The sequence below is a fragment of the Leyella stercorea genome (assembly GCF_021531655.1).
In genome coordinates, this window is the sequence record NZ_JADYUF010000017.1 from 1 (window position 1) to 26,810 (window position 26,810).

A 26,810-nucleotide genomic window follows, 5' to 3' on the forward strand; every position below is an offset into this window, starting at 1 on the left:
CTGAGTTCTATTCATGACGCAAAGATAAACAATAATATTGAATTGTTAAAAACACAACAATATTATTTGATCCGCTTTTAGGGTTGATCAGTTGCAATCAAATTGCGCATCAATATTTTTTTAACATTGCTTGTGCAGAACATTACCTTTGCACGTGCTATACATTATTATATAGCAGCGTTCTTTGGCTTGTTTACATACCTTTTTAATTTATCAGCATAATGACGTAATGGCCATGCCTTTAAACTCCACCTTGCGTGCAATGCCAGAGGCGAGATAATAGCGTTTGTACTTACTGGTGCAAATGTCACCAGTGCGTAGCGGAAAGGTAATGCCCAATAAGCACATAGCTCAGGGCATCTGCTCTGGGTGTACGGATTGATAAAAGCAAGATGCCATGTAAGGGCAAAAGCATTGATAATTAACGTTTTTGCCCTTACATGGCGTACTGCTTGCGGCATTTGGAATTATAGTGATAAGCCTTTTTTACTATTCCTTCAATTCATAGAACTTCACCCAGTCAATTTCCATTTCAACAGGCAATTGCTTGTGGTCGGCCTTGCCAACCCATGAGCCTTCTATCTGCATATCGATGAGCAGGTAGAACGGACGATTGAAGGGGAACTGTCCTTCCTTGTCGGTCTGTATGCGAGGGTAGGCGAAGTAGCGGTCGCCGTTGACTGAGAACACTATTGAGTCGGGCAACAGTTCTACGCTGTATGTGTTGTATCCGTCGCGGTCGATAGAGTGGGTCTTGCCGTGAGGCGGCGTGTCCTGTAGTTTGAGGTTGTAGGTGTAGTTGGTGTGTATGGTCTGATAGGCAATGTTGTCGTGATTGAGATGCTCCATGATGTCTATTTCGCCTCCGTGAGGCCACTGAATGTCCTCGTCGGGCATCATCCATATAGCAGGCCATGCTCCCTGTGCGCTGCCGAGCTTAGCTCTCACCTCTACCTTGCCGTACTTGACAGTACGCTTGTGTTTGGTGTAGAGTCCGCCAGTGACAAACTGTGCTGTATCGGCTTCGTGATTGGTGTTGACGGCACCACGCAGTATGAGTTTGCCGTCGCGCACGGCATAGAGCGAGTCGGCAGACGACATGTATCGCTTCCAGTCGGCACTGGCACTGCGAGGAATCTTGGTCCACGAGCGGCTGTCGAATGTCTTGCCGTTGAAGTGGTCTTGCCATACGAGGCGATACTTGTGGGGTGTGGATGCAAACGACGCCACGCTGAGCGCCAATGCGATAAGTGTAGTCAGGATTTTCATTTGTTTAAGTAGTAAAGTTATTATACATAAAAAAGGAGCCGAACCTCAGCCGGGTTCGGCTCCTATAATTATTTAGAGATTTTATTGTCTCTACCTTGTCTGATTAGAGGTTCGGGTTGAGCTCGTTCCACTTCTCAACAGCTGGTACGATACCAAGTTCTACGATCTCGTCGCGCATCTTGCAGAGGTGCTCGTATGACTTAGCGAGGCTTGCCATCTCCTCCTCAGTGCCTGCAGGCTCTGTGAAGTGAACGCCAGTCTTGTCGATTGTAGAAGGCATAGCCATCATAACGTTCTTGAAGCCGCACTTGTCGCAGTTAACGTAGCAACCTGCTGGCAATGTGAACTTCTCGCCACCCATAGCTGCCTCGATCATCTTAACAGCGTTGTAAGCCGGGCTCTGGAATGAAGAGCGGCCACGGAGCTTAATGATGTTAGAGCCACCCTGTACGGTGTGGTGCTTGATCTCCTCCCAACGCTCGTCGCTGAGCCCCATCTCTGAGAGAGGCTTGCCGTCAACCTTAACCTGTGAAGCGAATACAGCCATCTGCTCGCCGTGGCCACCGTATGTGTGAGCGCCAGTTACCTTGTCCTGCTGTACGCCGAACTCGAGGGCGAGAGCCTGCTGCAGACGTGTAGAGTCAAGAGCAGCGAGTGATGTGAGCTGGTTTGGCTTTAAACCTGAGTGGATAAGAGCTGTGAGGGCTGTAACGTCAGCCGGGTTGAAGATAACAACTACGTGCTCTACGTCCGGGCAGTACTTCTTGATGTTGTCACCGAACTCAGCAGCAATCTTGCAGTTGCCCTTGAGAAGATCCTCACGAGTCATGCCGTCCTTACGAGGAGCACCGCCTGAAGAGATGATATACTTAGCGCCTGTGAAAGCCTCCTTAGGATCAACTGTGTAAGAGAGGTTAGCACCAGGGAATGCGCACTGCTGCATCTCGTCGAATACACCGTGTACACCCGGCTCATAGATATCATAAAGACAGATGTTAGGAGTAAGACCGAGCATAAGAGCGCTCTGTACCATGTTAGAACCAATCATACCGCCGGCACCGACGATCAAGAGTTTTTCGTTACTTAAAAATGCCATAATAAATTACGTTTTTATTATTGTGTTATATAAATATGTATTTCTCCTTTTTTGTAAGTGCAAAGATACAATTTTTTTGAAACAAACAAAATATTATACACTCTTTTAAGTGTTGTTTATTCTTAATTTTTCGCCTTGTGACGTGTCAATTCTTTTTTATTGGTTTTTGTCTCAGTAAATTTGTTTGTTTGGCTAAAACTGCCTAACTTTACACGAAAATGTTGACGAGTCGACAAGTTGATGAGTTGACAAGGACGTTAATCAAAAATTAATAACCAATCAAATATGACGGACAACAAGATTATTGCGTCGCGCCTGGAAGCGTTACGCGAGGAGATGCGCCGTGAGCATCTCTCGGCATTTATCTTTCCGAGTTCCGACCCACACATGAGCGAGTATGTACCATCGCGTTGGGAGGGTCGTAAGTGGATATCTGGGTTTGACGGTTCGGCAGGTACGGCTGTAGTGACACTGCATTCGGCTGCGCTGTGGACCGACTCGCGCTATTTCATAGCCGCCGAACAGCAGCTTGCCGGCACCGAGTTTCAGCTGATGCGCGAGCGCCTGGACGACACTCCTACTATTCCCGAATGGATAGCGCAGGAGACTAAGGACGGCGACTCTACTGAGGTGGGTGTAGACGGTATGTGTATGGCGCTCTCGGAAGTGGAGGACATGAAGGCTGAACTGAAACTGCTGGGCGGACTGACAATGCGCACCAATCTCGACATTCTGGAACGTGTGTGGACCGACCGTCCGTCGGTGCCGTCGGACAAGCTGAACATTCAGCCTATGGAATATGCCGGCGAGGCTTGCTCGGACAAGCTCGACCGTATACGCCACAAGCTGCTGCGCCAGGGTGCATCGGGCATGTTGCTGACACAGCTCGACGACATTGCATGGACACTCAACCTGCGTTGCACCGACGTACACTGCACTCCGGTGTTCGTGTCGTGGCTCATCATTGCCGAGGATTCAGCCACCTTATATATAAAAGGTGAAAAGCTGACGCCTGAGGTGCTGGCTTATCTCAAGGAGCAGAACGTGGACGTTGCCGAATACGATGACATAGTAGAGGGACTGAAGGCTTACGGCGGATACACGCTGCTCATCGACCCTGCTACAGTCAACTATACTCTCTCGCAGGTGCGTGGCAATTATCGTGTAGTGAGCGCTCCGTCGCCCGTCCCTGCCATGAAGGCTGTGAAGAGCGAAGCTGAGTGTGAGGGCTATCGCAGAGCCATGCTGCGCGACGGTGTGGCAATGGTACGCTTCCTGAAGTGGCTGGAGCAGGCTGTACCGCAGGGCAACGAGACCGAACTGTCGGTAAGCGAGAAGCTACGCCAGCTGCGTGCCGAGCAACCGCTGTATCGCGACAACTCGTTTGACACTATTGCAGGATATGAGAAGCATGGTGCCATTGTACACTACGAGCCGACTCCCGAGAGCGACATACCGTTGAAGCCCGAAGGATTTCTGCTTCTCGACAGCGGTGCACAGTACACCGACGGCACAACAGACATAACACGTACCATACAGCTCGGACCCGTGAGCGACCTGCATCGTCGTGTGTATACACTCGTGCTGAAGGGACACTTGTCGCTGCAGAACCTCTGCTTCCCACGTGGAGCGGCTGGCACTCAGCTCGACGCCATAGCACGTTCGGCTATGTGGCGCGAAGGAATGAACTATATGCATGGTACAGGTCACGGCGTTGGCTCATACCTCAGTGTACACGAAGGCCCTCACCAGATACGTCAGGAGTATCGTGGCACACCGATGGTGGAGGGTATGACCGTAACGGACGAGCCGGGTCTGTATCTTGCCGACCGCTTCGGTGTGCGCATTGAGAACACGCTGCTCGTAGTGCCTTACATCACTACAGAGTTCGGCCGCTTCGTGCGCTTCGAGCCTCTCACACTCTGTCCTATCGACACCACCCCGATTGTTGTAGACATGCTCAGTGCCGAAGAACGTTCGGTTCTGAATGCTTATCATCAGATGGTGTACGAACGCCTGTCGCAACTGCTCAACGAAGACGAGCGCGAATGGCTGCGTATAAAGACGGAGGCGATTTAAGCAATATATATGAATCCTAAGTTAAGAGGTACTATATGCGGAGTTGCCGCTGCGGTATTCTATGGCACCAATCCGCTTGGTGCCATGAATCTGTATGCCGACGGCATCACAGCCAACTCCACACTGTTCTATCGTTTCGGTTTGGCGGCGCTCATGTTGGCTGTGATGATGCTGGTGCAGCGCAAGTCGTTCGCCCTGACACGCCGTGAACTTATCACACTCGTAGCATTGGGCATACTTATGGGTTCGTCGTCGTCATCGCTCTACATCAGTTTCAATCACATGGATGTGGGCATTGCGTCGACGCTGCTGTTCGTCTATCCCGTAATGGTGGCTATAATCATGGCTGCCCTGTTCAAGGAGAAGGTGACGGCAGCCACTGTCTTCGCCATAGTGCTGTCGCTCGGCGGTATCGCCCTGCTCAACCATACTGAGGGAGGAGCATCGCTCAGCACGCTAGGTGTGACGCTCGTGATGATTTCGTCGTTGACATACGCCGTGTATATAGTCGTTGTCAACAAGTCGTCGCTGCGTATGTCGTCGGTAAAACTGACGTTCTACACTTTGGTATTCGGTCTGTGTACTATATTGTGCTACACTTTTGCCATGGGCGAGACGGTACAGCTGATTGACACCCCGCGCCAGTGGTTTTACGCCACACAGCTTGCGCTGCTGCCAACGGTGCTCTCGCTTGTGCTTATGGTGGTGGCTGTGCACGACATCGGTTCTACTCCGACTGCCATCATGGGTGCGCTGGAGCCTATGACGGCAGTAGCCATAGGTGTTCTGTGCTTTGGCGAGCACTTCACGTTGCGCCTTGCATTGGGCATCATCCTTATCCTTACCGCTGTATTGCTCATCATCTGTGGCAAGGATCTGTCGCCACACAAGGTGACAATGGTGCTCGGAAAACTCGGGCGCAAACTGACAAAGACATGGCGATGGAAGTAGTAAAATGGAAATTGAGAGTTGAGAGTTATGATATGTTTTGCAGCTAATGCTTTATGGTAAATGTTTTGGTTTAAATATCAAGCTTTAAAGGTAATCATAACTCTCAATTCTCAACTCTCATTTTTCAACTTTCAACTCTCAATTCTCAACTAAAAAAGATATTGCTTGCAACTTTTTTATTACATTTGCAGTCAAACAAGCAATATGATTCATTTACAAGACATCAACAAGACCTATCAGGGTGCACAGCCGTTGCACGTGCTGAAAGGAATAAATCTCGACATTGCCGATGGCGAGTTCGTATCCATCATGGGTGCGTCGGGCTCGGGCAAGTCGACATTGCTAAACATTCTTGGTATTCTCGACAATTATGACTCGGGAGAATACCGCCTTGCAGGCACGCTCATCAAGGACCTTTCGGAGACACGTGCCGCAGAATACCGCAACCGTATGATTGGCTTCATTTTCCAATCGTTCAATCTTATAGGTTTTAAGACTGCTGTGGAGAACGTCGAACTGCCACTATATTATCAAGGTGTCAACCGTCGCACACGCCACCGTATGGCTATGGAATATCTCGACCGTCTCGGACTGACGCAATGGGCCGACCACTATCCCAACGAGATGTCGGGCGGACAGAAGCAGCGTGTTGCTATAGCACGCGCACTAATCACCAAACCACAAATAATCCTGGCTGACGAACCAACGGGTGCCTTGGACTCAAAGACGAGTGTTGAGGTGATGGCTCTGCTCAAGCAGCTCAACGCCGAGGAGGGTGTCACCACCATTGTCGTGACACACGAGAGCGGCGTCGCCAACGAGACCAACAAGATTGTACATATAAAGGACGGACTCATCGGAAGCATTGAGGAGAACCTCGACCACAAAGCCAGTCCGTTCGGCATCAATGGAATAATGAAATAGTGGCGTGCCACTATTTCATGAATGTTGAATTAGGAGTTTTGAATTTTGAATTGTTCTCGGCTTAGCCTGCGATTTGGAATTTCAGAATTTAATAATACCGAAGCTATCTAATTCAAAATTCAAAAACTAAAAATTGCCGTAGGCAACCAATTCAAAATTCAAAACTCAAAATTCCTAATTCGATAATGCACGACATTTTCAAAGAGATATGGACCACTATAACCCACAACCGGTTGCGCACGGCGCTTACCGGATTCTCTGTGGCGTGGGGCATCTTCATACTTATTGTGCTGCTTGGAGCCGGCAACGGACTCATTCACGGCATAATGGGCAATAGAATGAAGGTGCTCACCAATTCGATGACCATCTTTGGAGGCGAAACGTCGAAGCCTCACGACGGACTCGGCAAGGGACGAAGCATTGAACTGAACGATAAGGATCTGGACCTGACTCGCGAGGGATTTGCTGCCAATGTCGACGATGTCGGAGCCGAACTCGACAAGGGAGGACAGACACTGGTATATGCCGACAACTATACTACTGGCATCAATGTGAGTGGAGTGTATCCCAACGATATCGACATAAACAAGCGCGACTTGCTTGTGGGACGATTCATCAACCCCATCGACCTTAACGAACGACGCAAGTCGATAGTGCTGTCGCTCAACATTGCCAAGGAGCTCATGCCCGAGGCTCCGCTCAATCTAAACGGCCGATTGATAAAGGCATCGGACATGGGGTTTAAGGTTGTGGGCATATACGACAGCGACCAAAGTCGTGTGAGCAACGACGCATTCATCCCGTTCACCACCTTCCGCTCTATATATAATAGTGGTGACAAGACGGGCAACATCGTATTCTCGTTTCACGGACTAAAGACCGAGGCAGAAAACGAAGCATTTGAAAAGGCTTATCGTGCACGTATCAACCGCCAGCACCGTGCCGCTACCGACGATGAGCGTACCATATGGATATGGAACCGATTCACCCAGGACTTGCAGCTCAACACTGCTACAGGATTGATTAGCACTGCGCTGTGGATAGTGGGACTATTCACGCTGCTGTCGGGCATAGTAGGCGTGTCGAACATCATGCTCATCACCGTACGTGAACGCACCCGTGAATTCGGCATACGCAAAGCCATCGGTGCCTCGCCATGGTCGATACTGCGACTCATCATTGTGGAGAGCATCGTCATCACTACCTTCTTCGGATATATTGGTATGGTGCTCGGCATAGCAGCGACGCAATATATGAACGCCACTATAGGACAAACCAAAGTGGACAACGGATTGTTCTCTGCCCAGATTTTCGTAGACCCGACCGTAAGCATAGCCACGTGTGTGCAAGCTACGGTGCTGATGATTGTAGCGGGAACAATAGCCGGACTCATACCGGCACGCAAGGCGGCAAAGATAAGGCCGATTGAAGCGTTGAGGGCGGAGTAAAGGCCTCACCCCCAACCCCTCCCCCGTAGGGAGGGGAGTGATGTGCTTTGTTTATTGAGAATCGGTAAAGATATAAATAGAATAATTGATTATAAAATGAAAAGGTTGGTTTTAAAGGCTATACATATAATTCATCGTCACATACCACTCCCCTCCCTACGGGGGAGGGGTAAGGGGGTTAGGCTTTTGGATACTGACACTCTTACCGAAATACTCGACGTACTGTCGCGCAACAAGTCGCGCACGTTTCTTACGGGATTCGGCGTGTTTTGGGGCGTGTTCATGCTTGTTGGACTGATAGGCGGGGGCGACGGACTGAAGGAGTTGCTCAGCAACAACCTTGCGGGTTTTGCCACCAACTCAGCCATTGTATGGGCGCAGCCTACCACCAAGCCTTATCACGGATTTCGCAAAGGACGACAGTGGAATATGACGCAGGCAGACGTGCAGCGACTGCGTGCTCACATACCCGAACTCGATGTGGTTACGCCTACCATTACACGATGGGGCACGACTGTTACGCACGATGAACAATCGTCAAGCGGAATCGTAAAGGGTGTGTTGCCTGATATGCAGCGCGTAACAGAACCTAAGATGCGCTACGGCAGATACATCAACCAAATGGATATCCAGCAGCGCCGCAAGGTGTGCGTGCTGGGTAAGGAGGTATACAAGAATCTCTTCCCGAAGGGAGGCAATCCGTGTGGCGACGTGATACGCATCGACTCGGTATACTTCAGTATTGTTGGCGTAAACTATGCCGACGGCAATATGAACATCAACGGCAACGATCAGCAGGCGGTGTTTATGCCGCTCTCGCTCGTGCAACAGATATACAATCGTGGCGAAAGCATCGATATGCTATGTGTGACGGGTAAGCCGGGAGTGACCATGAGTGACATTACCGACCGTATGCGTATGGTTGTGGCGAAGGCTCACGATGTCAGTCCGAAGGACGAGAAGGGCGTGATGGTGTTCAATACGGAGATGATGTTCTCGATGGTGGACAATATGTTCCGAGGCATCAACATGCTGATATGGCTTGTGGGCATAGGTACACTACTGGCTGGTGCCATCGGTGTGTCGAACATCATGATGGTGACTGTGCGCGAACGAACGGTGGAGATTGGCATACGTCGTGCCATCGGAGCCACGCCACGCGATATACTGTCGCAAATCATGCAGGAGAGTATTTTGCTTACTTCGGTGGCTGGCATGAGCGGCATCCTCTTTGTGGTGCTCGTGCTGCAAGGGCTTGAGATGGCAAATACTACAGACGGCATAACGTCGGCTCATTTCCAAATAGACTTCTGGACAGCAATAGGGGCTGTGGTGTTGCTGTCGGTGCTCGGTATGCTTGCTGGTTTGGCTCCTGCGCTGCGTGCTATGCACATTAAACCTGTAGATGCTATGCGAGATGAGTAGCCGGCGGAGCCGGAATTTTGAATTTTGAATTTTGAATTTTGAGTTTTGAGTTTTGAATTAAATATAATTGCAATGAAAAGATATTTCAAGATTGTCTTATTGGCTCTTGTGGCCATAGTCTTTGTCGGAACGTTTGTGTTCCTTTATATCAAGTCGCGCCCGCAACCGGTGGTGTACGACGAGTTTGCGCCTAAGCATATGGACATACGCAAGACCACCGTTATCACGGGAAAGATTGAACCGCGCAACGAGGTGAATATCAAACCGCAGATTTCGGGCATCATAAGCGAGATACTCAAGGAGGCAGGACAGACCGTAACGGTAGGTGAGGTGATAGCCAAGGTGAAGGTTATTCCGGAAATGGGACAGCTCAGTTCGGCTCAGTCGCGTGTACGTTTGGCTAATATCAACGAGCGTCAGGCACGTACCGACTACGAACGTGAGAAGACTCTGTACGACAAGGGACTTGTCTCAGCCGATGAATACGACAAGATAGCACAGGCATGGCGACAGGCTCGTGAGGAAGTGGCTGCAGCGCAAGACAATCTTGAGGTGGTGCGCAACGGTGTGTCACGCTCAAATGCTTCGGAGTCGTCAACGCTGATACGCTCTACAGTGACAGGACTGATTCTTGACGTTCCGGTTAAGGTGGGCAACTCGGTGATTCTCTCAAACACTTTCAACGACGGTACCACCATCGCCACTGTAGCCAACATGAACGACCTCATATTCCGTGGCAATATTGACGAGACCGAGGTGGGACGACTCAATACAGGAATGTCAATGAAGATAACCATCGGTGCGTTGCAGAACCTTAAGTTCGACGCCCGACTGGAGTACATCTCGCCTAAGGCAACCGACCAGAACGGTGCCAATCAGTTTGAAATAAAAGCTGCTGTGAATCTCCCCACCAGCGGTGAACAGATACGCAGCGGCTATAGTGCCAATGCCGAGATTGTGCTTGCTGAGGCTCGCCACGTGATGTCAGTCCCCGAGAGTGCCATCGAGTTTGAGGGCGACAACACCTTTGTCTACATTGTCAAAGGCACCGGCAAGGACAAAACCTACGAGCGCCGTAAGGTAGTGACCGGATTGTCCGACGGACTCAACATCGAAATAAAGAGCGGACTGCGCATGAACGAACGTGTGCGCGGACCAAAGAAGGTTGGCAAGGACGACTAATCGTAGATACGAATAAGGCGTACAACTGAAATCTTATAGATTTTGGTTGTACGCCTTTTTTTATTGTGTTATGTTCTTTAATTACAGGTCATTATTAGCATTTTGAAAGCGGAAGAATGAATACGTTATCGTTGGCAGATGAATACGTATTCGTATTAGGAGACAGATACAAGCGTCTCAGTATAAGTAACAGTTCAGAATTATCTTAACATATCCTCCTATAGAAAGTTGCTCATATATAAAAAACTGCTTGCAAAAGTTTAACCGGACAGCAATAGTTCTTTATTTCTTCTTCTGACAAGCCTGATGCTTGCATTATGGTTTTCATAGGTACACCAAGAGACAGAAGGTTGGCGGCTATTTTTACTTTAGCTGCTTTTTCGCCTTTAGCCATGCCTTCAGCTATTCCTTCCGCTTTGCCCTTTGCCCTTCCTTTTGCAAATTTCTTCTTTTCCGCTGTTCTTATGGCGTTGATTATATCGCGATAGGCGTTGACGCTGTCCTCGTATTGTTTGCGTTCCTGAGCCAGCGTTAGGCATTCTGCAGACCTTTGGCAAAGTTGAAGTTGGGCAAACCGATGGTGTATACCGGATAGAGATGAAAGTCCCAATCGCCACCACGCTGTGCCTGTTCGCGTATGTGGAACGTAGAATAACGGTCCTTGAAGAACTCATGGTATACATTCTGCATCTCCACAATGAACTTCTCTCCCTTGTCGTTCTCGCAATAAACATCGAAGATGGCACGGCGAGCATCAACTCTGTCGCCAAGCTGTTCTGAGTTAAGATACGTGACATCCTGCACGTTCTGCTCGCCATGAAACATAGCGTTCAGAAAGCTGATGAGCAACTCCTTGTTAAACTCAGAGCCGAACAAGCGCTTAAAACCGAAATATATAATGTATAATTTGCCTCATTTATTTATCCGATATATATAATCTTAGTCGTTTCGTTAAAACTCCAAATATACTTATTTTTGCTTTAAATAGAATCATACCATCCGTATCTTTTTATCAACAACATTCTCCAAGTTATTCAGCTTTACCAGCATAAATGCCATACGCTCATTTCCCCAATATTTATTAGGGATGTCTTTGACATTGAACAGCAACTTCTGTAATTCGGCATCTGTTTCACTTGGCTTCCTTATTCGAATCATGAAATAAGCAGAATGGTTCGGAGTGTCGGGATAACTTTCTTTTTCCAGCTTATCCTTTGTCCACACATCATGTCTTGTGCGGACAATCTTGCACAGATTACCCACAAACTTTTCTCCTTTGACATATAAAAGCAGATACTTCGCCTGATTCCATGGAGAGTCAGCGACTTTATCCAAAGGTATGTTGTACCAGAGTTTATCAAATGTCCATTGGCGTTTTTCTTCACTACCAGCAATTGCTACCATCACCAAATTATCAGACAACATTCCCGCCTTTTCATCTTCGGTAACATAGGCTAATGTGCGTTGTGGCTTGGCTTTCGCCACATGGGTATCAGTTGTCGAATATTTCATCAAGATGTCATCCAGATGTTCTCGCAACAAGGTTTCGCTTTTGGGCAGCAATGGAAATGCACCAATATTCACGCTTTCCACACTCGCGCTGTAATAACGCTTTCTGATATACTCATCGCTGCCACGACCTGGAAAGAGAATGTAGCCACCGATTATCTCCTTCGAGCGGTATGGCTCATGCTCTTTGCTGTAATAGATAGCATCACGGTAACGGTGCATTTGGTTGATGGCATCTGTAGGCGGATAGTCACCGCCAGGCATACCTGCATTCTCGGCAATATCCTGCTGTTCAAAATCCTTGTCAAGCTTCTTGTCGTTGATAACACGATACTTCGCATCATACAAGTATGTCAGTACGATTTCTCCGGATGCCTTGTGGATGTTGAGAACGATGTCGGGACGTTGCTCCGTTGTCGCGGTGTTGATGCCCATACCATATTCGTCCTTGCCGCTTGTGCGGTTGAACGTGTGCTGATAGTGAAGCGTGACCACGTCTCCCTCATGTGCTGTAAGTTGCGCCTTGCGTTCGTCCGTGTCATTCTCCTCCGCTTTCGGATAATGATATTCCACAATATGTTCCAAAGAGGAATCGGTAAACGGGTTGAGCAGAGAACCCTTAGGTTCGGTTATCAGTTGCTCATGTGATGGTTTGTTATGGTCAATGCCCATAGCGTCAGCCACAAGTCTCTTCATCTTGATGAAGCACCACAACTCATATATTTCCCATATCTGCAAAGTACCAATGTTCGCCGCTCCATTATAAAGGTCGATACCTCGCTTCAGTTTGAGCCAGTCTTTGTATATCTGTTGGTAGCCTAATCGGCTTTGCAGCACAAGACTCTCCTGTTTCATTCCGTCAAAGCGCCCCACAGTTTTGAAGAACGGATGTTTCGACAGCCTTCTTAGTGAGTCTTGATAGTCAGTCCACATCTGTCTGTGGCGTTCTGACAGTTCTTCTTGCGAGGAGTCGAGTATGGTCGCTATTATTGAAGAAAGCCGACGCTCGATGCTTTGGAGGGTATGTTTCACGAAGCGGTTTTCCATCGTGTCGTGTGTGGAACGCACTTCGTCAAAGCCGAAGTAATGCTCTTCCAGTTTGCCTTCCTTCTCAATTTCTCCATATTGCTCCTCCATTGCAGGTGTCCAGAACTTGATTTGCTCCGCTTTTCTTGATGTGCGGAAGTTTACAATCTGCGAATGTGGATTCTGTATCACACGCTTCACGTTCTTCACATAGTTGTCCACCACGCTTTGGAATGCAGCCATCCATGTAGCATCGGTATTAATCTTGCCTCGGCTGAATTGTTGAAGCGTGATGCTAAGATAGCGATAGATTACGTTTTCGTATTCCTCGTTGACCTCTCGCAGAAGCGACTTGTAATCGTTCTTGGTGTCGAGTTTTGGCGATACCACGTCAAACGTGACAAAACTTTCCTTACGGATTCCATTTTTATGATACGAAAAGTCGAGTTTGAACACTCCTGGCTCATTCAAGAAATCCAATTCTCCCGTAAGAGATTTCTCCTCCCTTCCGTTCAATTCCTCATCTACGAAGAAACTTTCCTCCACATCTTTGCGCACATGGCGTATTTCCGGCACGGAGTCTTTATCCACTCCGTGGAAGAGCAGACGAACCTGATATTTGCAAGTCTCATAGACCACTGGCCATAGACCATCCCACACCTTTCCGCTTTCAAGTCTTGTTTCCTCTTCATCGTCAGTCTTCTTTTCTGTTATCGGACTGTAAAGGCAAAGCTTGCACTCGTCTTTCGAGGTGTAACGGCAATATGACTCTGGCGCATCAATATCGGGATTGTTTCTCCTTGCATAATTGATGCGCCCCTTGAAGCGTTCCCACGAATAGCCGATGTCCAGTGTGCGGACAATCACCTCATAGTCGGGGTGTACGAACCTTAAAACCTCTGTCTGCATAAGCCTGTCCTATACGATTATGGCCAGAAGCGAGTGAACTCCTGATTGTTCAGTCGGTCAATCATTTCCTGTATTTTCTCTTTCGCTGTTTGTTGGCACTCTTTTACAGTTTCTGTCTTTTCTTCTGTATCGTCATTCTCAGATCCTGCTTCAGCCGATGATTCTTTGATGTTTGGCGCAATATCCTTCAACCATTCCAGTCGGTTGTCATACGATACGCCAGCTTTTGCCTTATATTCTCTTGACATAGAGAACATTTCCGCATCGCCTTCAATACGTGGCAAAATCTTCATCAACAGAATGTTGTTTATGGATGCAGCGACGGCTTCATCCAAGTCCATGCCTTCGTCGAGCATCACACCAACCATTATGGTCAGCTCGTTCAGCACACGATAACTGACCACGAAGGGTGTTCCCTTCAATGCCAAGTTTATTTCTTCCAGCTTTGTCGGAAGTTTCTCCATCAGTTCTTCTGCCACATCTGGATGTGCATCCAAAACCTCGTCTGCACTCACATATCTACGAATGAACGCATTCTGCCATTTCTTCTGCTCTGATTCAGGAAGGTACTCCAAGTTTTTGCTGCCGCCAAACATATTGCGCAGATTGCCGCCATTCATCTCAATGGTCATGGCACGGTCAATCACCTTGCGGGAGAACTGGTGCGTGGTATCATCCATGTTGACAGTACCAATGATTACGACATTGTCTGGCAGCTCAAGACCTTCAGTCGTTAAGTCCGTGCGTTTGCCCACCTCCGTGTCAATATCTTTTTCGGTATCTATGCTGAAGAGTTTCATGTAGATGTCTCTGTCTGTCAGATTGCTGCTGAAAGGCTCTCCCGTCTGTACATTCTTGACATTAGGCATTTCCGCCAATTCACGGAAATACTGTGCGTCGATTATCGGCTCTGTCTTGACCGTCGCCATATCCACCTCGCCTGTTTCCACATTCTTCGGATGCTTGCGGGTTTCCAATATGCTCAGTATCTCAGCGAAATACTGTTCCACTGGTGCTAAGTTCATCTCGTCAAGGCATACGAAGAATGGAACGTTCGGGAACATCTTTGCCTTCACCAAGAACTTCACGAACTTCGTGAACTGATAACCTGCCTTGCCCAGTCGGCTGTAATATCCCAACAGTTCCGTTGAGTCGTGCCAGTTAGGCTTCACCTCTATCATGCAGTAGTTGCCTGGGGTAGTACCAGCCTTGTCCTGTAAACACTTGGGGCATGACTTAAAAGCAAACTCTCGCACAATACGGCTCTTGCCTGTGCCAGAGATGCCAGCGAGGAGAAGGAAGGGTTTGGTACGGAGGGCGGTGAGGAAGGGAATGGAATGATTCTTTTGAACTTCTGAGTCGATTTTTATTGTATTATTGCATATATTTTTGACATCATTAAATGGAAGTTCCCTATTTATAAGATCAAGGGTATTAGAAATCAGCCCATAGTGCATCTTTAAATATTCACCACGTCCATCCTTTGCTATGAATTTTTCGTTATGACAAGCAATGTCATATGACATATGTTCTTTTACATAAGAGCATAAAACACGGGTTGGTCCTACTGTTTCTTGTCCATTTTCTTTGAAAAGGACATCATTATTGTTGGCTAATTCCTCATAAATGTTCTCTAAATTAAAAATCAGCTCATTTCCTTCTCCTCTTTTAATTTTATAACAGCAATCAATTGTAAAAGTAGACAGAATTTGTTTAAATCCGTCTTCTATTGACGATTTATTGTCATGCTTTTCTTCAAGCCATAGATTCAGGAACGCATCTCTTTCAGCTGGATTGAAAGCTGAGAGGTAGGCATCAATGACTATCATCTTATCAGAAAACATCAAAGTTTTTTTGTATCTGTTTTTTCCAGTTCTTTCAGAATGACCATTATCTGCGAATTTCAATCTTCCCAAATTAAAAAACAATTCAATTGCTACTTGTAATGGCTCACACTGACGAGTAAACAGAGGTGTAGAATTTACTTTATCTACAACATTTACAATATTTGGGAATGTTGCAGAAATTGTTGATGCAAGTTCTTCCGTCAACTCAATTCCTGTAATACCATTTTCCAAGACTTTCTCCTTTGAATAAACAATACTTTCTGGAGTTTTCGAAGATTTGAAGATGATATACAATGCGGCAATTATACTTTTCAAATCACCACATGAAGACTTTATCCCTAATCTAAGATTGGGAGTCGTCCTATGCTTTAATGAGGTAGGAAATACTTCTGCCATAAATCTTATTTATTTTCATTATTAATAATCATGTCTGCAACAGCTTTTGCTAACAAAGGTGGTACTGCATTACCAACCTGCTTCATTTGGCAAGTTCTGCTACCATAAAATCTAAATGAATCTGGGAATGACTGAATTCTTGCAGCTTCTCGAATGGTAAGGCAACGGTCCAAAATAGGGTGTGTAAACCTTCCCGATGATGGTGTGTCAAATCTTGTAGTAATTGTAGGAGCTATGCCATCTTCCAATAAGCGACACCAAGTCCCACTATATATGGATTTTGTCAATAACTCCTTAGGAAGAACTTCTTTACCAGCTCCTTTCGGAATCATCTTTAATCTTTCAAGAGCAGATTTAGAATGATTTGTCGCTACATGGTTATATAGTTTTTTACAACTGCCTCTCATTAATTTTTGATAATCAGAATCAGCCGTTTTGTCGTATTCTGTAACTTCAATGCCTTCCCCTGATTTTATAAAAGGAAGATCGTAAATAGCATCCTTTACTGTTGTATGAATATTCAAGGGTTCTGGTAAACCAATTTCCAATTTATTAATCTGTCCGATAAATACAGCCCTTCTTCGGTCCTGTGGTACACCAAAATCACGAGCATAAAGAACCCCACATGTAACTTCATAACCTAAAATTCCAAAAGACTTAATGATTTCATCTTTGAAATATCCATTGGATGTCGTAATTATGTTGGGTACATTCTCTAATACAAAATATTTTGGTTTGAATTCTGCCACGAACTTCACAAACTGTTTAAACAAGAAATTTCGAGGGTCATCAAGGCTTAATCTCTTACCTTTTTGAGAAAATCCTTGACAAGGAGGGCCTCCGATTATTACATCAATATTTGGATGTTTCTTGTGCAATTCTTCAACATCCACTTTTGATATGTCATCGGCAATTACATCTGTTGTAGGATGATTGAGTTTGTATGATTCTGCTATTTCCTTATCAAACTCTATTGCAAAACCAATATCAAAGCCATCCATTCGGAATCCTTCAGAAAGGCCACCGACTCCAGCAAACAAATCTCCTACTATCATATATCGTTTAAAATTCTATCTTCTGATAATTTATAATACTTTTCGTTTAACTCTATTCCTATGAATTTCCTTTTTAATTTTTTGCAAGAAACTCCAGTGCTTCCACTGCCCATAAATGGGTCAAGGACTGTATCGTTTTCATTAGAAAGTATTTCTATGAAATGACTCAAAAGTCCTATCGGCTTTTGTGTGGGGTGTTTACCAAACTTTCGTTCCTTGTTACTTATTGTTGCGGTCTCAACAAAATCATGGATTGCTTTTCCTTCATTATTGAATGTCCCTGTTGTTCCGTCATTAACCATATAAATCCAAGTCTCCGTGGAATTTATGAACTGTAAATTCATATTCCTCGGTAGAGGATTTGTTTTATGCCATACGCCAACAGTTTTATAGTAAAACCCATTCTCTTGACCTAAGTTAATAAGAGTTTCGACCTTAATAATAGACATGAACATTATGAGATTTCCTTTCTTTTTCAAAACTCTATGACATTCTTGAAAAAGGATGTTCATCTGCCTTGTCCATTCATTGAAATCTAAATCATCCCAGCCAGATGCGGCGAAATGCCCTTCGCGTAACTTGTTCATATTAGTGCCGCGTTTTTTCATAAACAAGCCTAAATTGTATGGAGGGTCTGTTATTATTAAATCAACGCATTTATCTGGAAGAGTTTGCAACTTGGTAATAGCATCCCCCAATGCGATGCACGCATTTTCACCAATTGGCACAAACTCTTTAAATTCTTTAATTTCAGCCATGATTACATGTCTTCCTATTCTTTTTTACTTTCTTTTTCCTCCCCAAACTTCCTAGTCTCGCTTGTGAGGACTTCCTCTAATTCTTTCTTTGGCACTATCATTTGGTAGTCCATAAGAATATTATTATTCATCGTTATCTTCTAAATTAGGCAGATAATCACTAGCTTTAGCCTGTGTTATCACCCCATGTCCCAGCTTTGACTCCAGTTGTGTGCGTGCTGCTTTCGCAACGCTACCACCATCCTTAGCCACCTGCTTCTGCTGACGGAATCCGTTAGGGTTGCGCTGTTTGGACAGCTCCGTGGCAGATGCCTCGGCAAGCATATTGAGGGCTATCTCCATGTTGGTCATGTTGTCACGCAGGCTCTCCTTCTTCAGGCCTTTGAAGTTTTTGTACTGTTTGGTTGTCATTCCGCTCCACTCTCGGGTAATAATGTCGGTAAGAGAAGCATATTGCAAACCTTGCTGCACCCCAGTTCGCGCCCATTCATCGGTGAGTTCTTTCCTGATTTCTATAGACTTGATGCGCTGGTTTATCCAAGCATCTGAATATCCCAAACGCTTGTAGTCAACGATGGCCTGGTCTATGCTCTTTTCTGGATCCTGCATCTGTTCCAAACGAGAGCTTGCCACCTGTGCCATCCATACCTTGAAAGGCTCTGCCTTTGGTGAAGGAATCGACTGGATAATGCGGAAAAGCTGCTCAGTATCAGCAACGTCTGTCATGCGCAATTTGCCGTCTGAGGCACGAAGCTTCAAACGGTTACAATTTGTAACCGTTTGATTGCCTTCTTTTACAAGCCTGTGTTTCAATACTTTCCAGTAGTTTCGCGCATGCTCAGTATCTGGTTGTTCCGTCAGCACACCGCATACATCCACAATGGAGAAATACCACTTCTCCTCCTTGTCGTCCCATACGGTGCGCACCTTCTTTTCTTCAAATAGTTGAAGAGATTCCTTCTTCGTCATATTGTTCTATTTCATTATCATATTGTCAATCAATGTTATCTTCTTTAAGAAGATCTGTCACCTATATGTTTTGCTTACAAAGGTAGCTATAAAACACGATAATTGTGAAGAAATCATATAATGTTTTATGATTATTCACCAACTTGGTGAGAAAATTTCACCATTCTTTCCTTACTTTTACTTATCATCATAAGCATCCATATTTGTACTATACAGATATAAATTGTTGCTTTTCAGTAGTAATTATCTGCGAGGAGGTGAAGTAAGGTTGCGTGATAATAGATTTTCATTTTGCCTTCTTGCCATACTCTTTAGATTACAATATTTGCATTTTAAATCGCTCAAAACTGCGAGCTGAGCGCACGAAGAAATCTTTGAGCCGAAATTCTTGAGTTTTGAGCGTGCAGCGTTATGTTGTTTATATACAGTGCGTTATGCTGGATGTGAGTAGAAGTGCGCAATTTTTATAAACAAAAAAGTAGTCCTTTTCGTTGCAAAAGGACCCCTTTTGCACTCCGATTGTACCTCTTTTGCAATGCAAAAAGGGCTTCTTTGCACACCTGAAGTTGTACTTTGGGAGTGCAAAGAAGCCCTTTTGTGTTATTAATAGGGTGTCGGACACCGTTGAAACAATAAAAATCGACCTCGGAAATCTCTAGAATCGATTTTTGTTTTGTAACAGTTTTTTACTGCGAGTACAATATTTGCATATCAAAATCGTCTCACCATCTCACCGCCACAACAACCGTATCATAGCTCCGTCTACTTGATACACTCGCGCTGCAGGAAGTCTTCGTATTCGGAGCGATAGCCGTTGAATACGTTGATGTCTACTTCGGGTCGTATGCCTGTGACGCGTCCGTCGGGGCATAGTTGCCAATATACGAGGTGTACGTCGGGCTTGTATTCGCCGTAACGGGCTATCCAGATGTTGTAGTCGCGCTTGAGGTCGGGTGCCGATGGGAGATAACGGTTGACGAATGTTTGCGAGATGTACAGCACGGGGCGTGTTCCCGTATGCTGGCCTACGATGCGCAGCCATGTGCGTATGGCTCTGAACAAAGCGTCAGCACCGCCCATCTTCTTTATCATAGCGTGCGTCGGCTCAACGTCGAGAACCGGAGGCAGGTCGCCCTTCGAGAACTTCGAGTTGGCTATGAAGAATCGTGCTTGGCGGTCGGCAGGCGTACGTGTGGAGAAGAAGTGATAGGCTCCGGTCTTGATGCCGCGTCGGCGGGCAGCCGTATAGTCGGCACGGAAGTAGCGGTTGCGTATGGTTGTGCCCTCAGTCGACTTGATGTAGCAGAACGATACGGGATAGTCTACCTTGCCCCGCACCCGCTTGCGCGATATTGTTCCTAAGTGGGCTATGCGCAGACGGCTCCAGTCGATGGGGTAGTGGCGTCGGCCTACGTCGTGCTGGAAGCGTGAGAGGTCGATGCCGTAGATGCGGTCGGCGGTATATTCGAGCCGTTCGCCAAGGAAGCGGTTTTTCGACCACTCTCCTATGCGCAGATGTTTCTTCGGCAGGAGTGCAAAGCCGAATCCCGTGCGTTGTCCGTCGCGCCACTGGCCCGAATAGAATCCCTGCTGCGTATCGGCAAAGCTACCGTGTCCGTGGGCAATGGCATCGCGGTTCATCTCGCCCGAATAGGTGCCCGTAGAGTCGGTCCATGTGCCACGCACCAGTGTATCGGCGCGCCAGGTACCGACGATGCGGTGATGTAGCGAGTCGTGGCTTACGCCCTTTCCGCTGCGTTTGCCGCAGCGCCATTGTCCGGCGTATATGGTGCTGTCGCCTATGCTGAGTGTGCCGTAGCCGTCGTAGCGGCCGTTCTTTACGGTGCCGTAGTAGGTGTATTTGCCGTGTTGGCTGACTATGGTGTCGGGCGTGACGTCACGGCACGATGTCAGCACGAGCAGCGCAAATATAAATAGGTGTGTTATGTGCGTTTTCATTTCTTCAACAGTTTACTGATTTCACGACGCGCTACTATCTGCTTGCCGTTTACCAAGCCTATGAAGTGGCCGCGACGGGTGTACACGGGTGCTCCGTCGGGAGCGAGCAGGCGTGGCAGATTGTGCTGTCCCGATGCCTGCAATGTGCCCTGCACGATGATGGGGCTTACGGTGTCCGACTCTATTCCGTGCACACCGAGACCTGGGGTGGCTACGCTGAGCACCGAGCGTGACGTTGATGCGTCCCAAGGCAGCAGTTTTGCTGGCTTAGCCCAGTCTGGTGTGCTGCGGTCGGAGGTTTGCAGTACAGCCAGACGCAATGTGCTGTCGCGGCTGACGAGGTGCATGGGGATGCGCACCGTCTTGCCTTCGTCATCGTGTCCGGTCACGCTGAACGTGGCTTTGGTGCATAGTGCGAAGCGGTGGCGGTGCTTCTTGTCGGCAGCCAGACTGTCGATGATGTTGCGTGCAGTCCTTACGGCAATGGCTGCACGCTTGATGCTGTTGGCAAGGGCTGCAATCTGCTGATAACCGTTGTCCTGCACGCCGTGTACACGAATGTAGTAGTCGAGTTCGGACTTCTGTGTCTGCAGCCGTTTGAGCTGTATGTCGGCAGAGAGGCGGCACAGTCGCACTATGGCAGAATCGTTGAGGCTGCGAGGCACGCCCCCTTCGGCTGTATAGGGAGCCACAACACGTCCGCGACACGTAGGCATCAGCGGCAGGCTGTTGGTCCAGAAGCCCATTGTAAGCCGTCGGTGTGTAGCCGAATCGCGCACGGATGTTATGCCCGTAAGGGCTGAGTCGCCCTCGGCAGAACTGAAGTAGAGCACGGGGCGGTTGTCTGCCGTCACCTCGTGCCATGTCAGTTGTTCTACTACGACGGCTGTGCGTCGCATGCCGGAAGCATCCGACGGCCATGTCTGCCATACGCACCACGCCGCTACGGCTATGCTTATTGCTACGGCAACGCCTACGATTGCCTTTGTATGTGGTTTCATATTATATATGTGTGTGTAAGTTTGTTCGGAGTGCGAAATTACAAATAATATCAATACGGTGTATAATAAAAAGCCAATAGTTTCACGCTTTTTAAGCCATATATTTTGTTTATTCCGATGTTAATCGTAACTTTGCATAAATAGAAAACGACGAAAATTAAGTATGAACCCTTCTGAATTCATCAAAAAATTCAAAAGCCGATATCTGTGGGGCAATCTGTGCGCCATGGCTCTTGTGGTGGTGGCAGTGTGTGCGGGCGTTAAGTTCGGACTCGACGTGTACACCCATCACGGAGAGTCGATAGCTATACCCGACGTGCGTCGCAAATCGTTTGCTGATGCCGACTACCTCTTGCGCGAAGCAGGAATGACTGTCGTGGTGAGCGACACCGGATATGTGCGCGGACTGCCGCCCGACTGTATTCTGGAGCAGTCGCCTGCACCGGGCGAATGCGTCAAGTCGGGACACGTGATTTATCTCACCGTGAACGCATCGCACACGCCTACGCTCACCGTGCCCGACATCATCGACAACTCATCGCTGCGCGAGGCTATGGCAAAGTTGCAGGCTATGGGATTCAAGTTGACGCATCCTATGTTTGTAGAGGGCGAGAAAGACTGGGTGTACGGACTCGTGGTGCACGGACGTCAGGTTAAGGCTGGCGACCGTATCGGCATCGACGACTTCATAACCATTCAAGTGGGCAACGGTCAGCGTGACAGTACCGAAGAGATAGACTACACCGACGCGCCCGAGCTGCTGCCCGAAGAGCAAATGGAGGAAGTAGGCGATGTGGATGAATTCCAGGAAATACACGAGTAGGATAGATATGACAGACAATATAGATATAATGGACGAACTTGACGTGCAGGACATGGCTGTAGATGGCTATGACGCTGATGCGTCGGACGACGAGACCGGGCAGCTGTACGAGCACTTCCGATTTGAGGCCGACCCGGGCATGCAGCCGTTGAGAGTCGACAAATATATGTGCGAGAAACTGCCGCACTCGTCGCGCAACCGTATTCAGACGGCTGCCGATGCAGGCTTCGTACACGTCAACGGACGCCCCGTAAAGAGCAACTTCAAGGTGCGCCCGGGCGACGTGGTGACGCTTATGCTCGACCGCCCACGCCACGACACAAGCATAGTGTCTGAAGACTTGCCCATCAACGTAGTGTATGAGGACGACGACTTGATGGTGGTGAACAAGGAGGCTGGCATGGTGGTGCACCCGGGAGCGGGCAACTTCACCGGAACATTGGTCAATGCCATAGCATGGCACTTGCGCAATGTGGAGAGCTACGACCCTAACGACCCCGAAGTGGGACTCGTTCACCGTATCGACAAGGACACAAGCGGACTGCTGGTTGTGGCAAAAACTCCGAAAGCAAAGACGTCTCTCGGACTACAGTTCTTCAATAAGACCACGCACCGCTCGTACAACGCTGTGGTGTGGGGCAACCTCACCGAGGACGAAGGACGCATTGAGGGCAACATCGCACGCGACCCTAAAGACCGATTGCGCATGACCGTGATGCCGCCAGAGTCGGGTATCGGCAAGGAAGCGGTGACTCATTGGCGCGTGATAGAGCGCTTCGGCTATGTAACGCTCATAGAATGCCGACTGGAGACGGGCCGTACCCATCAGATACGTGCCCACATGAAGCATATAGGACATCCGCTTTTCGGCGACGAACGATATGGAGGCATGGAGATATTGCGCGGCGAACGCTCGGCGACATACAAGGCTTTCATACAGAACTGCTTCAAGATATGCCCGCGTCAGGCTCTGCATGCACGCACACTGGGCTTCGTCCATCCGTCTACACACAAGCAGATGGACTTTACAAGCGAGTTGCCGTCTGACCTGTCGCAGCTCATCGACAAATGGCGCGCATATCTGGGAGGAACTACGCGCGACACATTTAGCAACAAATAATACAATACATTATATATAATGGAAACACTTAAACGCAACATCGCCATCGTTTGCGGCGGCGATTCTTCAGAACATGACGTGTCAATGCGCTCAGCGCAGGGATTGTACTCTTTCTTCGACAAGGAACGTTATAACGTATATATCGTCGATGTGAAGGGCTTGGACTGGCATGTTGACCTGCAAGACGGCACAACGGCAACTATCGACAAGAACGATTTCTCGTTCGTTCATAACGGAAAGGCCGTAGTCTTCGATTATGCCTACATCACAATACACGGCACACCGGGTGAGAATGGCGTACTGCAGGGCTACTTTGAGTTGCTGCACATTCCATACAGCACATCAGGCGTGCTTGTTGAGGCTATGACTTTCGACAAGTATGTGCTCAATAATTATCTGCGCGGCTGGGGAGTAAACGTGGCCAAGAGCCTGTTGCTGCGCCGCGGCGATGAAAACAAGTACAGCGAGGCATATATCGAGAGCGAAATCGGTATGCCGTGCTTCGTAAAACCGGCTGCCGACGGATCAAGCTTCGGTGTGTCGAAGGTGAAGAATGCTGACCAGCTGGCTCCGGCATTGCGCGTGGCATTCATGGAATGCGACGAGGTGATGATCGAATCATTCATGAAGGGAACCGAGATTTCAATCGGTTGCTACAAGACTCGCGACAAGTCGGTTGTGTTCCCGGCTACTGAGGTGGTGACAAGCAACGAGTTCTTCGACTACGACGCCAAGTACAACGGACAGGTGCAGGAAATCACTCCAGCCCGTATCGCTCCCGAAACCGCCAAGCGTGTGGCTGAGGAGACAAGCCGTATATACGACATCCTGCACTGCAACGGCATCATCCGCATCGACTATATCATCTCGAAGGGTGCCGATGGCCATGATGTCATCAACATGATCGAAATCAACACTACTCCTGGCATGACCGCTACAAGCTTCATTCCGCAGCAGGTACGTGCTGCCGGACTCGACATAAAGGAAGTGTTGACCGACATAGTGGAGAATCAGTTTTAAGAATTTTGAGTTTTGAATTTTGAGTTTTGAATTGGTCGGCTTCGCCGATGTTGAATTGTTCAATTGAGAATTTAGAATTCTCAAAATTCAAAACTCAAAATTCAAAACTCAAAATTGCCGAAGGCAACCAATTCAAAATTCAAAACTCAAAATTCAAAACTCTCATCTATGGATATACATCAATTTGACGCTATCCGGCCGTTTGAGCCGGAAGAGTTGCCCGAAGTGTTTGACCGCTTGTTGCAGAACGAGCAGTTCAATCAGGTGTTGGCTTATCTCTATCCCGGAGTTTCCGTCGAAATGATAGGCCAGAAGATGCACCAGTGTCGCACAAACCTTGAGTTTCAGAAGGCTTTCTGCTACGATTTTCTGCACAATCTTCTGTCTAAGGCAAGCCTCGGCATCGACTTCGATTGTCAGAACATCGACCTCAAACGTCGCTACACATTCGTGAGCAACCACCGTGACATTGTGCTCGACTCGGCTCTGTTGCACAAACTGCTGTTTGACGCAGGTTGCGACACCACAACAGAGATTGCCATAGGCGACAACCTGTTGAAGTTGCCATGGGTGAAGGACATCGTACGCATCAACAAGTCGTTTATCGTGGAGCGCTCGCTGTCAATGCGTCAGATGCTTGTATCGTCCAAACGACTTTCGGACTACATGCACTTTGTCATCAACGAAAAGCACGACAATGTGTGGATAGCACAGCGTGAGGGTCGCGCCAAGGACTCTAACGACCGCACGCAGGAGGCTATTCTCAAGATGATGACAATGGGTGGCGAAGGCTCAGTGAAGCAACGTCTGCTGTCGCTGCACATCGTTCCGCTTGCCATCAGCTACGAGTTCGACCCCTGCGACTTCCTCAAGGCCCAGGAGTTCCAGCTGCGTCGCGACGTTGAGGGATGGAAGAAGGGACCTATGGACGATGTCATCAGCATGCAGACCGGCATAATGGGATTCAAGGGACACATTCATTACCATTGCGCTCCGTGCATCGACGAGTGGCTCGAGCAGTTGCCCGACGATATGCCCAAGGCCGACTTCTATAAGGCTGTTGCCGAACATATCGACCATGACATATGGCGTGGATACCGACTCTATCCGTCCAACTATGTGGCTCTCGACCTTCTCGAAGGCACAAATGCCCATGCCGACCGCTACACCGACGAGGACCGTCAGCGTTTTGAGGCTTATCTGCAAGGTCAGATGGCTAAGATTCAGTTGCCGAACCCCGATGCCGGCTTCCTGCGCGAGCGCATGCTGACGATGTATGCCAATCCAGCCAGAAACCAGATGAGCTTGCTGTAGTTGGCTGACGAAGTTAATCATATTGAGAAGCATTATTGCCGATGAAAATCAGAATATTACTAATGGCTGTGGCTGCCACCTTGCTTGCATCGTGCGAGCACGACGGTTATGACTCGGGCGACGGCAGTTTGTCGTATCTCACGGCAGAATTGGCTGTGCTGCATACGGCGTCCAACCGCTCGGCTACGTCTGCCGACCTTGACAATGGCACTACGCTCAGCATCAGCAATCCGTTCACTACGTCGTGGATGGCAAAGGCTGACACTATATATCGTGCTCTGCTCTACTACGATGTGGCAACCGACGGCAGCAAGACGGTGAAGGCTCGTTCGGTGTCGGCAGTGCCGGTGCTTAGGCCGATAGACAAGAATAAGGTGACGGAAATGCACACCGACCCGGTAGGCATTGAGAGTGTATGGACTGCCAAGAGCGGATATATCAATCTGTCGTTGCTTCTGAAGGCTGGCAAGACCGACGGCGAGGATGCCGTCCAGACGCTCGGGCTTGTCGACTGTGGCACGACTGAAGGCGATGATGGCAAGCGCATGCGTCATCTTAAGCTTTATCACGACCAGGGCGGAGTCCCCGAGTATTACACCGTGCAGCGTTATGCAAGCATCGACATTAAGGATTTGGGCGATGTCGACGCTGTAAGCATCACGGTGAATACATACAATGGTGAGGTGATAAAGACATTTGATTGTAAATAATGAGGTAGTGTCTCTGTCTT

General features: G+C 48.0%; 22 protein-coding genes. 11 read left to right on the forward strand and 11 right to left on the reverse strand.

What is annotated here, in order from left to right; all coding sequences use genetic code 11:
* Positions 1-489: 489 nt before the first annotated feature.
* Both I6E49_RS06390 and I6E49_RS06395 read right to left on the reverse strand, forming a co-directional pair.
* Positions 490-1,269: a glycoside hydrolase family 16 protein gene (locus I6E49_RS06390; RefSeq protein ID WP_235401120.1), complete on the reverse strand. Its 780-nt coding sequence runs from the start codon at positions 1,267-1,269 to the stop codon at positions 490-492.
* Between the two features lie 103 nt (positions 1,270-1,372).
* The gene (locus tag I6E49_RS06395) at positions 1,373-2,365 is read right to left on the reverse strand and encodes a malate dehydrogenase (protein WP_106811407.1); all 993 of its coding nucleotides are present in this window, start codon (positions 2,363-2,365) and stop codon (positions 1,373-1,375) included.
* Between the two features lie 285 nt (positions 2,366-2,650).
* On the opposite strand from I6E49_RS06395, the gene I6E49_RS06400 reads away from it, so the two are divergent.
* The 6 genes from I6E49_RS06400 to I6E49_RS06425 all read left to right on the forward strand — a co-directional run bounded on the left by I6E49_RS06400 (position 2,651) and on the right by I6E49_RS06425 (position 10,374).
* Positions 2,651-4,444 carry an aminopeptidase P family protein gene (locus I6E49_RS06400; RefSeq protein ID WP_235401122.1) on the forward strand — a complete coding sequence of 598 codons (1,794 nt, stop codon included), beginning with the start codon at positions 2,651-2,653 and terminating at the stop codon, positions 4,442-4,444.
* Positions 4,445-4,453: 9 nt separating this feature from the next.
* A complete protein-coding gene (locus tag I6E49_RS06405; RefSeq protein ID WP_235401123.1) occupies positions 4,454-5,395 on the forward strand; it encodes a DMT family transporter in 942 nt (313 codons plus the stop codon).
* 204 nt (positions 5,396-5,599) lie between these two features.
* Positions 5,600-6,319, forward strand: a complete 720-nt coding sequence (locus I6E49_RS06410; RefSeq protein WP_235401125.1) for an ABC transporter ATP-binding protein — start codon at positions 5,600-5,602, stop codon at positions 6,317-6,319.
* Between the two features lie 185 nt (positions 6,320-6,504).
* Entirely contained in the window at positions 6,505-7,767 is a 1,263-nt protein-coding gene (locus I6E49_RS06415) for an ABC transporter permease (RefSeq protein ID WP_235401127.1), read from the forward strand.
* A gap of 186 nt (positions 7,768-7,953) precedes the next feature.
* A complete protein-coding gene (locus tag I6E49_RS06420) occupies positions 7,954-9,192 on the forward strand; it encodes an ABC transporter permease (protein WP_235401128.1) in 1,239 nt (412 codons plus the stop codon).
* A 72-nt stretch (positions 9,193-9,264) separates the two neighbouring features.
* Positions 9,265-10,374, forward strand: coding sequence for an efflux RND transporter periplasmic adaptor subunit (locus tag I6E49_RS06425; protein ID WP_235401129.1), 1,110 nt, complete (start codon positions 9,265-9,267; stop codon positions 10,372-10,374).
* Positions 10,375-10,606: 232 nt separating this feature from the next.
* Here I6E49_RS06425 and I6E49_RS14600 read toward each other — a convergent pair whose 3' ends face one another.
* From I6E49_RS14600 to I6E49_RS06465, 9 genes are all read right to left on the reverse strand, one after another.
* Positions 10,607-10,768: a hypothetical protein gene (locus I6E49_RS14600; protein WP_363662224.1), complete on the reverse strand. Its 162-nt coding sequence runs from the start codon at positions 10,766-10,768 to the stop codon at positions 10,607-10,609.
* A 137-nt stretch (positions 10,769-10,905) separates the two neighbouring features.
* Positions 10,906-11,250: a PD-(D/E)XK nuclease family transposase gene (locus I6E49_RS14605; protein ID WP_367120377.1), complete on the reverse strand. Its 345-nt coding sequence runs from the start codon at positions 11,248-11,250 to the stop codon at positions 10,906-10,908.
* A 114-nt stretch (positions 11,251-11,364) separates the two neighbouring features.
* A complete protein-coding gene (locus I6E49_RS06435) occupies positions 11,365-13,818 on the reverse strand; it encodes a DUF2357 domain-containing protein (RefSeq protein WP_235401130.1) in 2,454 nt (817 codons plus the stop codon).
* 17 nt (positions 13,819-13,835) lie between these two features.
* On the reverse strand, positions 13,836-15,074 hold the full coding sequence (locus I6E49_RS06440) for a hypothetical protein (RefSeq protein WP_235401131.1): 1,239 nt from the start codon (positions 15,072-15,074) through the stop codon (positions 13,836-13,838).
* 992 nt (positions 15,075-16,066) lie between these two features.
* Positions 16,067-17,116 (reverse strand): DNA cytosine methyltransferase, encoded by a 1,050-nt coding sequence (locus tag I6E49_RS06445; RefSeq protein WP_235401133.1) that lies wholly within the window; start codon positions 17,114-17,116, stop codon positions 16,067-16,069.
* Positions 17,113-17,874, reverse strand: coding sequence for a DNA-methyltransferase (locus I6E49_RS06450; protein ID WP_235401135.1), 762 nt, complete (start codon positions 17,872-17,874; stop codon positions 17,113-17,115). Before I6E49_RS06450 ends, I6E49_RS06445 begins: the two co-directional genes overlap by 4 nt.
* A gap of 123 nt (positions 17,875-17,997) precedes the next feature.
* Complete coding sequence (locus I6E49_RS06455) at positions 17,998-18,843, reverse strand: BRO-N domain-containing protein (RefSeq protein WP_235401136.1); 846 nt, start codon at positions 18,841-18,843, stop codon at positions 17,998-18,000.
* A gap of 762 nt (positions 18,844-19,605) precedes the next feature.
* Positions 19,606-20,802 (reverse strand): GH25 family lysozyme, encoded by a 1,197-nt coding sequence (locus I6E49_RS06460; RefSeq protein ID WP_235401137.1) that lies wholly within the window; start codon positions 20,800-20,802, stop codon positions 19,606-19,608.
* Positions 20,799-21,803: a hypothetical protein gene (locus I6E49_RS06465; RefSeq protein WP_235401138.1), complete on the reverse strand. Its 1,005-nt coding sequence runs from the start codon at positions 21,801-21,803 to the stop codon at positions 20,799-20,801. The genes I6E49_RS06460 and I6E49_RS06465 overlap by 4 nt, the downstream gene beginning before the upstream one ends.
* Before the next feature lie 163 nt (positions 21,804-21,966).
* Between I6E49_RS06465 and I6E49_RS06470 the strand changes: the two genes are divergently transcribed.
* The 5 genes from I6E49_RS06470 to I6E49_RS06490 all read left to right on the forward strand — a co-directional run bounded on the left by I6E49_RS06470 (position 21,967) and on the right by I6E49_RS06490 (position 26,790).
* Positions 21,967-22,626 carry a PASTA domain-containing protein gene (locus I6E49_RS06470; RefSeq protein WP_235401139.1) on the forward strand — a complete coding sequence of 220 codons (660 nt, stop codon included), beginning with the start codon at positions 21,967-21,969 and terminating at the stop codon, positions 22,624-22,626.
* A 52-nt stretch (positions 22,627-22,678) separates the two neighbouring features.
* Entirely contained in the window at positions 22,679-23,746 is a 1,068-nt protein-coding gene (locus I6E49_RS06475; RefSeq protein WP_235401205.1) for an RluA family pseudouridine synthase, read from the forward strand.
* An 18-nt stretch (positions 23,747-23,764) separates the two neighbouring features.
* Positions 23,765-24,766, forward strand: coding sequence for a D-alanine--D-alanine ligase (locus tag I6E49_RS06480; RefSeq protein WP_235401140.1), 1,002 nt, complete (start codon positions 23,765-23,767; stop codon positions 24,764-24,766).
* A gap of 168 nt (positions 24,767-24,934) precedes the next feature.
* Positions 24,935-26,080, forward strand: coding sequence for a 1-acyl-sn-glycerol-3-phosphate acyltransferase (locus tag I6E49_RS06485; protein WP_235401142.1), 1,146 nt, complete (start codon positions 24,935-24,937; stop codon positions 26,078-26,080).
* A 41-nt stretch (positions 26,081-26,121) separates the two neighbouring features.
* Positions 26,122-26,790 (forward strand): NigD1/NigD2 family lipoprotein, encoded by a 669-nt coding sequence (locus tag I6E49_RS06490; RefSeq protein WP_235401144.1) that lies wholly within the window; start codon positions 26,122-26,124, stop codon positions 26,788-26,790.
* The last annotated feature ends 20 nt before the right edge of the window (positions 26,791-26,810 follow it).

What these genes read in the sequence shown, in the direction of transcription:
- I6E49_RS06390 (WP_235401120.1), bottom strand. Translation starts at nt 1,269, where the DNA reads ATGAAAATCCTGACTACACTTATCGCATTGGCGCTCAGCGTGGCGTCG.
- I6E49_RS06395 (WP_106811407.1), bottom strand. Translation starts at nt 2,365, where the DNA reads ATGGCATTTTTAAGTAACGAAAAACTCTTGATCGTCGGTGCCGGCGGT.
- I6E49_RS06400 (WP_235401122.1), top strand. Translation starts at nt 2,651, where the DNA reads ATGACGGACAACAAGATTATTGCGTCGCGCCTGGAAGCGTTACGCGAG.
- I6E49_RS06405 (WP_235401123.1), top strand. Translation starts at nt 4,454, where the DNA reads ATGAATCCTAAGTTAAGAGGTACTATATGCGGAGTTGCCGCTGCGGTA.
- I6E49_RS06410 (WP_235401125.1), top strand. Translation starts at nt 5,600, where the DNA reads ATGATTCATTTACAAGACATCAACAAGACCTATCAGGGTGCACAGCCG.
- I6E49_RS06415 (WP_235401127.1), top strand. Translation starts at nt 6,505, where the DNA reads ATGCACGACATTTTCAAAGAGATATGGACCACTATAACCCACAACCGG.
- I6E49_RS06425 (WP_235401129.1), top strand. Translation starts at nt 9,265, where the DNA reads ATGAAAAGATATTTCAAGATTGTCTTATTGGCTCTTGTGGCCATAGTC.
- I6E49_RS14600 (WP_363662224.1), bottom strand. Translation starts at nt 10,768, where the DNA reads ATGGCTAAAGGCGAAAAAGCAGCTAAAGTAAAAATAGCCGCCAACCTT.
- I6E49_RS06435 (WP_235401130.1), bottom strand. Translation starts at nt 13,818, where the DNA reads ATGCAGACAGAGGTTTTAAGGTTCGTACACCCCGACTATGAGGTGATT.
- I6E49_RS06445 (WP_235401133.1), bottom strand. Translation starts at nt 17,116, where the DNA reads ATGATAGTAGGAGATTTGTTTGCTGGAGTCGGTGGCCTTTCTGAAGGA.
- I6E49_RS06450 (WP_235401135.1), bottom strand. Translation starts at nt 17,874, where the DNA reads ATGGCTGAAATTAAAGAATTTAAAGAGTTTGTGCCAATTGGTGAAAAT.
- I6E49_RS06455 (WP_235401136.1), bottom strand. Translation starts at nt 18,843, where the DNA reads ATGACGAAGAAGGAATCTCTTCAACTATTTGAAGAAAAGAAGGTGCGC.
- I6E49_RS06460 (WP_235401137.1), bottom strand. Translation starts at nt 20,802, where the DNA reads ATGAAAACGCACATAACACACCTATTTATATTTGCGCTGCTCGTGCTG.
- I6E49_RS06465 (WP_235401138.1), bottom strand. Translation starts at nt 21,803, where the DNA reads ATGAAACCACATACAAAGGCAATCGTAGGCGTTGCCGTAGCAATAAGC.
- I6E49_RS06470 (WP_235401139.1), top strand. Translation starts at nt 21,967, where the DNA reads ATGAACCCTTCTGAATTCATCAAAAAATTCAAAAGCCGATATCTGTGG.
- I6E49_RS06475 (WP_235401205.1), top strand. Translation starts at nt 22,679, where the DNA reads ATGGCTGTAGATGGCTATGACGCTGATGCGTCGGACGACGAGACCGGG.
- I6E49_RS06480 (WP_235401140.1), top strand. Translation starts at nt 23,765, where the DNA reads ATGGAAACACTTAAACGCAACATCGCCATCGTTTGCGGCGGCGATTCT.
- I6E49_RS06485 (WP_235401142.1), top strand. Translation starts at nt 24,935, where the DNA reads ATGGATATACATCAATTTGACGCTATCCGGCCGTTTGAGCCGGAAGAG.
- I6E49_RS06490 (WP_235401144.1), top strand. Translation starts at nt 26,122, where the DNA reads ATGAAAATCAGAATATTACTAATGGCTGTGGCTGCCACCTTGCTTGCA.